This is a genomic window from Shewanella sp. Isolate8, from assembly GCF_022398495.1.
GTDB lineage: Bacteria > Pseudomonadota > Gammaproteobacteria > Enterobacterales > Shewanellaceae > Shewanella > Shewanella aquimarina.
Genome location: NZ_JAKEVI010000003.1, coordinates 854,095 through 867,182, shown reverse-complemented (window position 1 = coordinate 867,182; position 13,088 = coordinate 854,095). Strand labels below are relative to the sequence as shown.

Sequence of the window (13,088 nt, the reverse complement as noted above, 5' to 3'; positions counted from 1 at the left end):
GGACGAACCGCTGGTGTTCGGGTTGTCATGCCAATGGCATTGCCCGGTAGCTACGTTCGGAATCGATAACCGCTGAAAGCATCTAAGCGGGAAGCGAGCCCTAAGATGAGTCATCCCTAGACCTTTAAGGTCTCTAAAGAGCCGTCCGAGACTAGGACGTTGATAGGCAGGGTGTGTAAGCGTTGTGAGGCGTTGAGCTAACCTGTACTAATGACTCGTGAGGCTTAACCATACAACCCAAAAGGGTTTTTACTGCAAAGTAAGTAATGGTTACTGAATCAAAAGAATACAAAAGTACTTGATTGAAGTGCGAACTCAAACAGCTTTCTAAATTTATTATTTCGGTTAATTACGCAGGTAATTGTTTGGCTGACAAAGCCGTAACGAAGCGAAGCGCGGAGTGTACTAGAGTACATGAGCACTGCAGCGAGGAAACAATGCCGTCAGACGAAGAATTAACCAGTAAGAATTTGTCTGGAAACCATAGCATTGTGGCCCCACCTGATCCCATCCCGAACTCAGAAGTGAAACGCAATCGCGCCGATGGTAGTGTGGGGTCTCCCCATGTGTTACGCAGGTAATTGTTTGGCTGACAAAGCCGTAACGAAGCGAAGCGCGGAGTGTACTAGAGTACATGAGCACTGCAGCGAGGAAACAATGCCGTCAGACGAAGAATTAACCAGTAAGAATTTGTCTGGAAACCATAGCATTGTGGCCCCACCTGATCCCATCCCGAACTCAGAAGTGAAACGCAATCGCGCCGATGGTAGTGTGGGGTCTCCCCATGTGAGAGTAGGTCATTTCCAGGCGCCTAATTTAGTATCCCGCGTAAGCGTGTTACTAAAGGAGCGGTAGTTCAGTTGGTTAGAATACCGGCCTGTCACGCCGGGGGTCGCGGGTTCGAGTCCCGTCCGCTCCGCCAACCATTAAGACGAAAGCCCTAGCAGTAATGCTAGGGCTTTTTTCGTTTGTTCTCGTTTGTTTTCGTTTGGCATCGCGGGTTATTTTGTTTTGGTTAGAGAAAGCCGCTGCAGTTAAAGGAGAGGCATTTCAGTTGGTTAGACTCTTACTGGAAGCGGCCTGTCTCGCGTGCCGAAGGCACACGGGCCAATGCCGGACCGTCGGTCCCGTCCTCCCCGGCTCGTTTCACTTCGCGCGCATGAGCACATCGCTTCGCGATATGCGCCCACCAACATTAAGACGAAAGCCCTAGCATCAATGCTAGGGCTTTTTTCGTTTTGGCCTTTTCCAATTTCTTTCGATTAACCCTCTCTTTCCTTATGGTGTTTCAGCCTTAGTCATTGCGATGCTATCGATCGCCAATCCGAATTTCTTACTCGTAAAAGTGGCCAAGATCGCCGGTGTACTTTTACCTAGAACCGAGAATCTGTAAAGCGGGCATAAGGCCACCTTGCATGAATATCGAACAGGCTGCCTTACTTCCTATTGCTATTGCCCTCGGCCTTACCTACCTTATGGCCAAGTGAAATGTCTTAGTTTCAAGGGATGGATATGAAAATAGAAATGATCTGCACCGGTGAAGAGGTGTTGTCCGGACAGATAGTCGATACCAATGCGGCATGGGCAGCAAATGCCTTGATGGATCACGGCATAGAGATGCAGCAGCGGATCACGGTAGGCGATAGATTGGATGATCTGGTCGAGGTGTTTCGGCAACGCAGCGAGCACGCCGATGTCATTCTGGTGAATGGCGGACTGGGTCCAACCAGTGACGATATGTCTTCCGAGGCGATGGCAATGGCCAAGGGTGAACCTTTAGTTGAGTGTACGCTGTGGCGGGAGCGCATCGAAGAATGGTTTACGCGTAACGGTCGACACATGCCCGAGAGCAACCTGAAACAGGCGATGTTACCCGCATCGGCCATCATGGTGGACAACCCTGTCGGCACGGCTTGTGGTTTTCGCGTCAAACTCAATCGTGCCTGGCTCTTCTTTACGCCCGGGGTACCCTTCGAATTTAAGAAGATGGTGACCGAGCAGTTTATCCCCTTTGTGGAGCAGATCGCCGATAGCCATGTCGAAGTCGAGGTGCAGAAACTACTGACAATAGGTCAGGGAGAATCGGCACTGGCGGATAAGCTCGAGGGCATGCCGCTTCCCGAGGGGATGACCTTAGGTTATCGCTCCTTCATGCCCTATATCGAGATTAAGCTGTTCGCTCGAGGGGTAGAGGCTATAGCCGAGTTAGATAGGGTAAAAGATGAGGTGCTTGCGCGTTTGGGCGATGCCGTGGTGGGGCATAACGTGACCTCTCTGGCACAGGTGATCCACAACGGGCTGCTATCTTCCGGTAAGCGTTTGAGTATTGCCGAGTCCTGTACCGGCGGCATGATTGCCAACAACCTTGTGGCCTTTGCCGGCAGCTCCCAATATCTGGATCAGGGACTGGTGACCTATAGCAACGAGTCCAAGGTTAGGGTGTTAGGGGTTAAGCCTGCAACCCTGGACGATCACGGCGCTGTATCTATTGCTACGGTTGAGGAGATGGCCAAGGGCGCCAGAGGCTTGCTGGACAGCGACTATGCGCTGGCCACCAGTGGTATTGCAGGGCCCGAAGGTGGCAGCGAGGCGAAGCCGGTGGGGACGGTTGCGATTGCTCTGGCGACCCGGCAAGGCGTGTATAGCCAGATGCTTAAGTTTCCGGCGCGTTCCCGGGAGCTGGTGAGACAGCTGAGCACGGCGGTTGCGCTGGATATGCTCAGGCGTGAGCTGAAAGAGTCGCCGGTATTGGTGGACTATTCCTCTTACCCGAGATTTGCGAGATAACTAAATAGGCATGAAGGCGCCTAGCGTTACGGCACCTAGCGTTAAGGTGTTAACGTAAAGCGCCCATAACAGCGAGGTTTGAAGCCGAATTAATCCTTAAAGACGAGGTTAATTTTACCCGGGACGACCTGGATGCGTTTGGTCATCTCGGCGACAAGCGCCTGATTACCCTCCTGGGTATCGAGTACATACACAGGTTGGGTCTCAAGAAAATGGGTGATGAAGCCCATGAGCTGCGGGCTCACTTGGCCTATGGCCTGTTCGAGATCTTTTGGATTAGAGCTCAGGCTCACCAACGCTAGGTCTCTCAGATAGAGGCTGTGCTGTTCGGCATCATACCAAGGTTTGGCTTCGAACTCGGCCGTCATGGTGGCATTGAGCGGCATCAGCGGGTTGGCCACCTTGATCAGACTGCTCGCCGTGATCGCCATGGTGTCGGCCTTGTGGCCAAGCTTGACCTTCACATCATTGATCTTCATCTCTATGCCAAAGAAGCGATTGCCCTCTTTGACCTCGAAATGCATCTCGTCGTTCAGGTAGTTGGTGAGCTGGCGCTCGCTGATGCTGTATTGACTGACACATGCAGTCAAACTCAGCATCAGCACGCCTATTAGGGCGAGGCTTCTCATTAACCCGTGTTTCTCATGCCCGCCGCCACACCGGCGATGGTGAGCATCAGTGCCAGCTCGACATTGCTTGATCCTGCCTGCTCCTTACGGGTACGCGCCAGGAGTTCGGCCTGGAGGAAGTTGAGCGGGTCGATATAGGGGTTGCGTAGCTCTACCGATTCACGATTCCATGGGGTATGCGACATCAAGGCGTCGGACTGGGTCAGCTCCAAGACCACCTTAATGCCTGTTGCCATACGGCTACGTAGGGCTTCGCCGAGATGATGTAGCTCTTGCGGCACTAGGCAGGTCTCATAGTACTTCGCCAGGTTAGGCTCGGCCTTGGCGTAAACCATCTCTAGCATGGAGATGCGCGTCTCAAAGAAGGGCCACTTTTGCTCCATCTCCCTTAGTAGGGCGAGCTCGCCGCGGTCGGCTGCCTGTTGCAGCGCCTCACCTGCTCCCAGCCAGGCTGGTAGCATCAAGCGGTTTTGCGACCAGGCGAAGATCCAGGGGATAGCGCGCAGGCTCTCGATACCGCCATCTACCCGACGCTTCGCGGGGCGGCTACCCAGCGGTAACTTGCCTAGCTCGACTTCTGGGGTTGCCGCGCGGAAATAGGCGACAAAATCTGGCTCCTCACGCACTATGGCGCGGTAGGCGGTGACCGAGTCACTGGCGAGTCGTTCCATCGCCTCGCGCCACTCTGGCTTAGGTTCTGGTGGCGGCAACAGGGTGGCCTCCATCACGGCCGAGGTATATAGCGCCAGGCTCTGCACTGCCAGCTTAGGCAGGCCGAACTTGAAGCGGATCATCTCGCCTTGTTCCGTTACCCTGATGCGGCCATCTACCGAACCCGGTGGCTGTGACAGGATCGCCTTGTGGGCTGGTCCGCCGCCACGGCCTATGGTGCCGCCACGACCATGGAACAGGGTTAGCTTGATGTCGGCTTGGTTGCAGACCTTAACCAGTTTCTCCTGCGCGCTGTATTGTGCCCAGGCGGCCGCCATGACCCCGGCGTCTTTGGCCGAGTCGGAGTAACCAATCATCACCTCCTGGCTGCCCTTGCAGTAGCCGCGGTACCAGTCGATGTCGAATAGCGCCGAGATGCAGGTGGCGGCGTTGTTGAGATCGTCTAAGGTCTCAAACAGTGGCACCACCCGCATCGGATGCTGACATCCTGCCTCTTTCAATAGCAGGAGCACAGTCAATACATCCGAAGGCTGACTGGCCATGGAGATGACATAGGAGCCCAGGGCCTTAGGCGACTGGCTGGCGATCAATCTGACCGTGCTGATCACCTCGGCGACCTCGGCACTCGGTTCCCAGTTATGAGGGATCAGCGGGCGTTTACCGCTTAGTTCCCGCAGCAGGAAGGCCTGCTTCTCATGCTCGTCCCAGTGGTCGAAGTCGCCAAGGCCCAGGTATCGGGTCAGCTCGGCGATGACATCGCTATGGCGCTGGGCATCCTGGCGGATATCCAGGCGCAGCATATGGATGCCGAAGCAGGCCAGACGACGCAGCATATCCAGCAGTAGGCCGTTGGCGATCAGGCTCATGCCCGATTCGGTCAGGCTGCGGTAGAGCAGGGTCAAGGGCTGTTTGAGGTCATCCTCATGCCAGATAAGGCTATCGAGATCCACCTCGGGTGAATGCCCCTCGAGGCGGGCATTTAGGTAATCTATGGTGTCACGTAGTTTCTGTCTTAGTTCCCGCAGCACCACGCGGTAAGGTTCGTGGCTGTTGTCTGTGAGGGCCAAAAGTTCCTCATTGGCCTCCTCCATCGACAGTTCGTTCACCAGCAAGACCACATCCTTGAGATAAAGGCGCGCTGCGGTGTGACGGTTGCGATCCAATACTTCCTGGGTGACCTTGGCGGTGACGAAGGGGTTGCCGTCGCGGTCGCCGCCCATCCAGCTGGAGAAGCGGATGGGGGCTATGTCGCTGGGTAGCTGCTTGCCGGTGCGCTCTTCGACCTGCTCGTTGAGCTGGCGCAGAAAGTCGGGAATGGCTTGCCAGAGCGAGGCCTCTATGGTGCTTAGTCCCCAGCGGGCTTCGTCCACCGGTGTTGGGCGCTCGTGGCGTATCTCGTTGGTGTGCCAGATCTGGGCGATAAGCTGTCTGAGTCTGAGGTGATTCTGTTTCTTCTCGCGCTCGGTGAGCTGCGGGTTTTCCATGGTGGCGAGACAATCGACCACGGCGGAGTATTTCTGGATCAGGGTGCGACGCGAGATCTCGGTCGGGTGCGCGGTGAGTACCAGATCGATATCCAGTGTCTGTAGGCACTCGAGCATCTTGTCTTGATCTATGCGTCCGTTGAGCATACGTCCGAGGAGCTGATCCACGGGATCGGGCACACATACCAGCTCGTCACAGTTACGGCTGATGGTATGGAACTGCTCGGCGATGTTGGCCAGGTTGAGAAATTGGTTGAAGGCCTTGGCAAAGGGGACCAACTCTTCGTCGGGTAGGGCCGCCAATAGGGTAAGCATCTGTTCCCTGGCGGTATCGTTGCCTTGGCGAGAGCTCTTGGCCAGGTGTCTGATCTGTTCAATCTTGTCTAAAAAGGGCTCGTCCATGTGTGTGCGAATGGTATCGCCTAATATTTGGCCTAACGTGCCCACATTGGATCGCAGCGACGCGTACATATCTGTCATAAATGCTCCATACCCACGAGTTAATCAATCACCTTACCTAGGCTATCAGGTTTAGGTCAATACGGCATATCTTCATATCGTATGCTTATGTGTTCTATATCACCCTGCGTGAATTTTTTAAGTGATCCTATGAGGTTTTGATGCAGGCGTGGTACATCAACTGTTTGAGTAAGTCGACGGTTTTGTTGATATAGGCGGTGTCCAGGTACTCGTCCGGCTGGTGTGCCTGCTCTATGCTGCCAGGCCCCCAGACCAAGGTTTGACACCCAAGTTGCTGAATATAGGGCGCCTCGGTAGCATAGTTGACCACCTCGGGAGCCTGGTTCGACAGTTCGGCGACCAGCTGGGACCATTGGGCATCGGCCTGCCCCGCGAAAGGTTGCGAGCCGGGATAGAGCTGGCTAATGCTGATGGCACCAGGATAGCGCTGGCTCAGCTCGGCCAGATATTGGGTCAGTAGTTGCTCCAAGGCCTCTAACGGCAGGCCGGGCAGGGGGCGGATATCCAGGTGCAGATCGCAGCAGCCGCAGATGCGGTTGGCGGCGTCGCCGCCGTGGATATGGCCAAAGTTCATGGTGGGATAGGGCACGCTGAAGGCTTCTTCGCGGTAGTGCTCTGCCAGGTGTTGCTTCAGCTTAAGGAGCTGGCCGATCACCTGATGCATGATCTCTATGGCGTTGAGTCCCTTGGCCGGATCTGAAGAGTGACCGCTGCGCCCCGTGATGCGGATGCCCTGTGCCAGGTGTCCCTTATGCATGTAGACAGGCTTTAGGCCGGTGGGCTCGCCTATGAGCGCATATTCAGGCGCGATGGCCTTAGACTGGGCGAAGGCCTTGGCGCCATTCATCGTGGTTTCTTCATCGGCGCTGGCGAGTATGTAGAGCGGCCGCACGAAATCTTGGGTCGGCATCTGGCGCACCGCCTCTATGACCAGGGCGAAGAAGCCCTTCATATCGCAGCTGCCTAGCCCATACCAGCGATTATCCTTCTCGGTCAGGGTAAAGGGATCCTGACTCCAGCGTCCCTCGTCGAAAGGAACCGTATCTGTATGTCCCGCCAGCAGCAGTCCACCGCGTCCCTGGCCGATCTTTGCCAACAGGTTGTGTTTACCACGGGTGTCGGGGACGGCCTGCATCTGGCAGTCGAAGCCCAGATCGGTGAGCCACTGGCTCAGAAGCATCACCACGCCTTGGTTGCTCATGTCGAGTTCGGCTTCGAGGGCGCTGATGGACGGCGTGGCGATCAGCTCGCGGAAGGATTGCTTGATATCGGGAAAGGTTTTCATCATTTGACTCAAATCACCAACTTTATTTAAAAATATCTATTCAATATTATTGCATAATTAGTTTGTTGTGTTAGTCTATCAAACAGCTAAAACGAGCGCCATTATTAAAGGCTTAACTTAGAGATAAAAAATGAACAATTTCTTCTTACTTTTTGCATATAAGGTTAGCTGTAATCACTTCCTGCGACGATAATCTTGTCATATTGGTATCTATACCAGGGCTTAAGCAGTGCCCCTCTCTTTTTTACCGTTAACACAATATAGAAGTCATAAAGTATGAAAAGCATAGCGATAATTGGCGCCAGTGGTTACACAGGTGCTCAGGTTACTTCACTGATCCAGGCCGATGATCAGCTTAAGATTCAAGGCCTCTATGTTTCTGAAAACAGTCTGGATAAGGGCAAAACTTTGGCTAGCCTGTATCCGGTTTACAGCCATATCGATCTTAGCCTGGCACCGCTAACAGAGCAGGCCAAGCAGACCATAGTCGATGAGGCAGATGCCGTGGTGTTGGCGACCGATCATGGTGTGAGCCTGCACCTGGCGGCCTGGTTTTATCAGGCGGGTCTGGCGGTGTTCGACCTTTCCGGCGCCTACCGTTTTGCCGATAGCGAACAGTATCCCAAATGGTATGGTTTCGAGCATATCTACCCAGAGGTGTTGGCCGAGGCTGTCTATGGTCTGGCGGAGTGGAACGCCGAGGCGATTGCCGCGAGCAAGATGATTGCCGTGCCAGGGTGTTATCCCACGGCTTCACTGACGGCACTGAAACCCCTGAAAGATCTGATGACAGACAGCCTGCCGGTGATCAATGCCATCAGCGGCGTGACCGGTGCAGGCAGAAAGGCGCAGCTGCACACCAGCTTCTGCGAGGTGAGCCTGACGCCCTACGGTGTCCTGGGTCATAGACATCAACCCGAGATAGCGACTCACCTAGGACAGCAGGTGATCTTCACTCCTCACCTGGGCAACTTTAAGCGTGGCATCCTGGCTACCATTACCGTGCAGATGAAGCCCGGAGTGAGCGAAGCCGATATTGCCAAGGCCTATGAGGTGTATGAGTCGGCGTCTCTGGTGAATGTGTACCATAATCAATTTCCTAAGGTTGACGACGTGGTGCATACCCCTAACTGCCTGCTGGGATGGAAGTACGATCCCCTCAATGGCTACCTGGTGGTGGCAAGCGCTATCGACAATCTGATGAAAGGTGCTGCCAGTCAGGCGCATCAATGCATAAAGATTCATTTCAATTATTAATATTGTCACCTGTGAGAGAGAAGTAGCTATGTCGGCAAATAAGAAAACCTTAGTGCTTAAAGTGGGTGGCGCCCTGATGCAGTGTGAGATGGGGCTGGCGCGCCTGATGGCAAGCGCGGCCAACATCATCAAGTCGGGCCAATCTGTCATCTTGGTTCATGGTGGCGGTTGCCTGGTAGACGAGCAGCTCAAGGCCAATGGCATGGAGACGGTCAAGCTGGATGGTTTGCGTGTCACCCCCGAAGAGCAGGTGCCGATTGTGGTGGGCGCGCTGGCGGGTACCTCTAACAAGATCTTGCAGGCCAGTGCCATCAAGGCGGGCATCACGAGTGTGGGCATGAGCCTGTGTGATGGCGCCATAGTCAATGGCAGCATCAAAGATGAGCAGCTCGGCTTCGTGGGTGAAGTGTCGCCCAATGACCCGACTTACCTGAACTTCCTATTGGCCCAGGGCTGGATGCCGATTGTCAGCTCGATTGCCGTAGATGATGCGGGCAACTTGCTGAACGTCAACGCCGATCAGGCGGCGACCGTGATCGCCAAGCTGGTGGAAGGCCAGCTGGTGTTGCTGTCCGACGTGAGCGGCGTGCTCGACGGTAAGGGGCAGCTGATCAAGACCCTGGATAAGGCCCACGCCGATGAGCTAACCAAGTTAGGCGTTATCGAGAAGGGGATGAAGGTCAAGGTCGAGGCGGCACTAGAGGTTGCGCAGTGGATGGGGCAGCCGGTACAGGTGGCCTCATGGCGCGACTCCGAGCAGTTGAGCGCGCTGGAGAAGGGCGAGTCTATCGGCACGCAGGTTATGCCACATTAATTAAACGGAACATGAGAAGAGTATTCATCTAGGAGTAGATATATGAATCACCTACTATCGATAAAAGAGCTTACCCAGCAGCAGCTGATCGACTTACTTGCCCTGGCGAAGACGATCAAGGCCAACCCAGAAGACTATCGCAAGGCACTCGACGGTAAGAGTGTGGTGATGTTATTCGAGAAGCCATCGCTGCGAACCCGCGTAAGCTTCGATATCGGTATCAATAAGTTAGGTGGTCATTGTCTCTACCTAGATCAGCAAAATGGTGCCCTGGGCAAGCGTGAGCCGGTATCTGACTTTGCCGCCAACATCTCCTGTTGGGCCGATGCCATAGTGGCAAGAACCTTCGCCCATTCGACCATAGAGCAGCTCGCCGAACATGGCACTGTGCCTGTGATCAACGCGCTGTCGGACATGTATCACCCCTGTCAGGGGCTGGCTGATTTTCTGACCCTGGCGGAGCAGTTCGATGATGTCAGTAAGGTAAAGTTGGCCTATGTTGGCGATGGTAACAACGTGACCCACTCGCTCATGTATGGCGCGGCGCTGCTGGGTGCCAAGATGACGGTGATCTGCCCGCAGGGCCACTTCCCCGACGGCAAAGTGGTGCTCGAGGCACAAGCCATTGCCGAGGCCCACGGTGGCGAGTTGGTATTGAGCTCAGATGTCGAGGCGATCGCCGGCCATGATGCCATCTATACTGATACTTGGATCTCCATGGGAGACAACGCCAGTCTAGATGAGATCAAAGCCAAATTTGCGCCTTATCATGTAGATACCGATATGATGAACAAGGCGGGAGCCAAATTCTTTATGCATTGCCTACCTGCTTACCGTGGCGTCGAGGTAGCTGCCGAGGTGGTCGATGGGGCCGGCTCACTGATCTTGCAACAGGCAGAGAACCGCATGCATGCGCAAAATGCCGTGTTGGTGACCCTACTGAGTTAACGAATCTTCCCAATGGTGATTGGGCCAACGAATTGAGTATTTAGGAAAACGAAATGTCTATCGAAAACAACAAAGCATCGGTGAAAAAAGTGGTACTGGCCTATTCGGGTGGTCTGGATACATCGGCGATCATTCCTTGGCTGAAAGAGACCTATGATAACTGTGAGATCGTTGCCTTCTGTGCCGACGTGGGTCAGGGCGAGGCCGAGCTTGAGGGGCTACATGAGAAGGCGATCGCCTCGGGCGCATCCGAGTGTCATATCGTTGATCTGAAAGAGGAGCTGGTGGCCGATTATATCTATCCCACCATAGCCACAGGCGCAATCTACGAAGGCACCTATCTGCTGGGCACCTCTATGGCGCGACCGATCATCGCCAAGGCTCAGGTAGAAGTTGCCCGCAAGGTGGGCGCCGACGCCGTATGTCACGGTTGTACCGGCAAGGGTAACGATCAGGTGCGTTTCGAGGGCTGTTTCGCCGCCCTGGCACCGGATCTTACCGTTATCGCCCCTTGGCGTGAGTGGAGCATGGTGAGCCGTGAAGATCTGCTGGATTATCTGGCGGAGCGCAACATCAAGACCACAGCATCGGCCACTAAGATCTATAGCCGTGACGCCAATGCCTGGCACATCTCCCACGAAGGTGGCGAGCTGGAAGATCCGTGGAACGAGCCAAGCAAAGAGGTGTGGACCATGACGGTCGCGCCGGAAGATGCTCCCGATGAGCCAGAGTATGTGTCGGTGGAGATGGAAGCCGGTCGTATCACTAAGGTGAACGGCGAGGCGCTGACGCCTTACGGCGCCTTGATGGCGCTCAACGAGATTGCCGGCGCCCACGGTGTGGGACGTATCGACATCACCGAAAACCGTCTGGTGGGCATGAAGTCCCGTGGTTGCTACGAAACCCCGGGCGGTACAGTGATGTTTGCCGCACTTAGGGCGATCGAAGAGTTGGTACTGGACAAGACCAGCCGCGAATGGCGTGAGCAGGTTGGTGCCAAGATGGCGCATCTTGTTTATGACGGTCGTTGGTTCACGCCTCTGTGTGAATCCCTACTGGGCGCCTCCAAGCCGCTGGCAGATCTATTGAATGGTGAAGTCGTGCTGAAGCTGTATAAGGGTCAGGCACAGGCGGTGAAGAAACGTTCACCTAATAGCTTGTATTCTGAAGAGTTTGCGACTTTTGGTGAAGACGAAGTCTATAACCAGAAAGATGCGGAAGGCTTCATTCGTCTCTATTCTCTGGCGAGCCGCATCCGGGCGCTTAACGTTAAGTAGAGTCGACTAGGTAATAAGGGGCGGCGAACGCCCCTTCATTTTTAGAACAGGTTTTAGAGCAGATTTTAGAGCTTATTTAAGAGGATAGTGAGATGGCATTATGGGGCGGAAGATTTAGCCAAGAGAGCAGCGCACTGTTTAAACTTTTCAATGACTCTCTGCCGGTCGACTATCGTCTGGTGGAAGAGGATATTGTCGGTTCCATTGCCTGGGCCGATGCCATCACGGGCGTGGGTATTCTCACTCAGGAGGAGTGCCAGGCGCTCAAACAAGCGCTACAAGCGTTGCTGGCCGAGGTGAAGGATCAGCCTGAGACCATATTGGCCTCGGGCGCCGAAGATATTCATAGCTTCGTCGAGCAGGCCTTGATCGCCAAGGTGGGCGATCTGGGTAAGAAGTTGCATACCGGCCGTTCGCGTAACGATCAGGTGGCGACCGATTTGAAACTCTGGTGTAAGAAGGAAGGCCAGGTGCTGCTTGAACTGCTAACGCAACTGAAAGGGGCGCTGTTGTCACTGGCCAGTCGTGAGCTGGATGCCGTGATGCCGGGTTACACCCATCTGCAGCGGGCGCAGCCTGTGGCCTTCGGTCACTGGTGTCTGGCCTATGTGGAGATGTTTGAGCGTGATATCAGCCGTCTGCAAGACTGCTTGCAACGTCTCGATACCTGTCCGCTCGGCACCGGCGCGCTGGCCGGTACCGCTTATCCCATGGACAGACATGCGCTAGCCAAGTCTTTGGGATTTGCCTCGCCAACCCTTAATAGCTTAGATACTGTGTCTGACCGTGACCATGTGGTCGAGTTATGTTCCGATGCCGCCATCAGCATGATGCACCTGAGCCGCATGGCAGAAGATCTCATCTTCTTCAACAGTGGCGAGGCGGGCTTTATCGAGCTGGACGATCAGGTCACCTCGGGCTCTTCGCTCATGCCACAGAAGAAAAACCCAGATGCACTCGAGCTGATCCGTGGCAAGACGGGCCGGGTCTATGGCAGCCTGATGGGCATACTGACCACCATGAAGGCCCTGCCACTCGCCTATAACAAGGATATGCAGGAAGACAAAGAGGGTCTGTTTGACGTAATGGACAGCTGGTCTATCTGTTTGGAGATGGCTGCGCTGGTGCTCTCAGGCCTAAAGGTCAACAGAGAGAATACCCTATCGGCGGCCCAGCAGGGCTATGCCAATGCAACCGAGCTGGCTGATTATCTGGTGGCCAAAGGCATGCCCTTTAGAGAGGCGCATCATGTGGTGGGTGAGGTGGTAGTCGAGGCGATTGCCCAGAAGAAGCCTATCGAAGAGTTCGAGCTGGCTAGCCTGCAGGCGTTCGCCGCTGTCATTGAGGAAGATGTATATCAATGTCTGACGATCGACTCTTGCCTGGCAAAACGTGAGGCCTTGGGTGGCACGTCACTGACTCAGGTGAAGGCGGCGTTAGCGGCTAAGGCCTAAA

Annotated in this window: 9 protein-coding genes, 1 tRNA gene and 3 rRNA genes; 10 read left to right on the top strand and 3 right to left on the bottom strand. The window is 54.8% G+C overall.

The window, feature by feature from the left end:
* The 5 genes from L1D43_RS16290 to L1D43_RS16270 all read left to right on the top strand — a co-directional run.
* A 23S ribosomal RNA gene (locus L1D43_RS16290) occupies window positions 1-232 on the top strand; the annotation flags it as partial.
* Between the two features lie 241 nt (window positions 233-473).
* Window positions 474-590: ribosomal RNA gene (rrf, locus tag L1D43_RS16285) — 5S ribosomal RNA — on the top strand.
* 103 nt (window positions 591-693) lie between these two features.
* Window positions 694-809, top strand: a 5S ribosomal RNA gene (gene rrf, locus L1D43_RS16280).
* Between the two features lie 36 nt (window positions 810-845).
* Window positions 846-922 (top strand) — tRNA-Asp (locus tag L1D43_RS16275).
* A gap of 590 nt (window positions 923-1,512) precedes the next feature.
* Window positions 1,513-2,787 (top strand): CinA family nicotinamide mononucleotide deamidase-related protein, encoded by a 1,275-nt coding sequence (locus tag L1D43_RS16270; RefSeq protein WP_239853200.1) that lies wholly within the window; start codon window positions 1,513-1,515, stop codon window positions 2,785-2,787.
* A gap of 89 nt (window positions 2,788-2,876) precedes the next feature.
* Here L1D43_RS16270 and L1D43_RS16265 read toward each other — a convergent pair whose 3' ends face one another.
* The 3 genes from L1D43_RS16265 to argE all read right to left on the bottom strand — a co-directional run bounded on the left by L1D43_RS16265 (window position 2,877) and on the right by argE (window position 7,337).
* The gene (locus tag L1D43_RS16265) at window positions 2,877-3,416 is read right to left on the bottom strand and encodes a DUF1439 domain-containing protein (protein ID WP_239853198.1); all 540 of its coding nucleotides are present in this window, start codon (window positions 3,414-3,416) and stop codon (window positions 2,877-2,879) included.
* The gene (gene ppc, locus L1D43_RS16260) at window positions 3,416-6,052 is read right to left on the bottom strand and encodes a phosphoenolpyruvate carboxylase (protein WP_239853197.1); all 2,637 of its coding nucleotides are present in this window, start codon (window positions 6,050-6,052) and stop codon (window positions 3,416-3,418) included. The genes L1D43_RS16265 and ppc overlap by 1 nt, the downstream gene beginning before the upstream one ends.
* Window positions 6,053-6,179: 127 nt before the next feature.
* The gene (gene argE / locus L1D43_RS16255; RefSeq protein ID WP_239853195.1) at window positions 6,180-7,337 is read right to left on the bottom strand and encodes an acetylornithine deacetylase; all 1,158 of its coding nucleotides are present in this window, start codon (window positions 7,335-7,337) and stop codon (window positions 6,180-6,182) included.
* A gap of 276 nt (window positions 7,338-7,613) precedes the next feature.
* Between argE and argC the strand changes: the two genes are divergently transcribed.
* The 5 genes from argC (at window position 7,614) to argH (ending at window position 13,087) form a co-directional block, all read left to right on the top strand.
* Window positions 7,614-8,594, top strand: coding sequence for an N-acetyl-gamma-glutamyl-phosphate reductase (gene argC / locus L1D43_RS16250; protein ID WP_239853193.1), 981 nt, complete (start codon window positions 7,614-7,616; stop codon window positions 8,592-8,594).
* Window positions 8,595-8,622: 28 nt separating this feature from the next.
* The gene (argB, locus tag L1D43_RS16245; protein ID WP_239853191.1) at window positions 8,623-9,408 is read left to right on the top strand and encodes an acetylglutamate kinase; all 786 of its coding nucleotides are present in this window, start codon (window positions 8,623-8,625) and stop codon (window positions 9,406-9,408) included.
* A gap of 42 nt (window positions 9,409-9,450) precedes the next feature.
* Window positions 9,451-10,356 (top strand): ornithine carbamoyltransferase, encoded by a 906-nt coding sequence (locus L1D43_RS16240; RefSeq protein WP_239853189.1) that lies wholly within the window; start codon window positions 9,451-9,453, stop codon window positions 10,354-10,356.
* Between the two features lie 53 nt (window positions 10,357-10,409).
* Window positions 10,410-11,633, top strand: coding sequence for an argininosuccinate synthase (locus tag L1D43_RS16235; RefSeq protein ID WP_239853187.1), 1,224 nt, complete (start codon window positions 10,410-10,412; stop codon window positions 11,631-11,633).
* A gap of 92 nt (window positions 11,634-11,725) precedes the next feature.
* Window positions 11,726-13,087, top strand: coding sequence for an argininosuccinate lyase (argH, locus tag L1D43_RS16230; protein ID WP_239853185.1), 1,362 nt, complete (start codon window positions 11,726-11,728; stop codon window positions 13,085-13,087).
* The last annotated feature ends 1 nt before the right edge of the window (window position 13,088 follow it).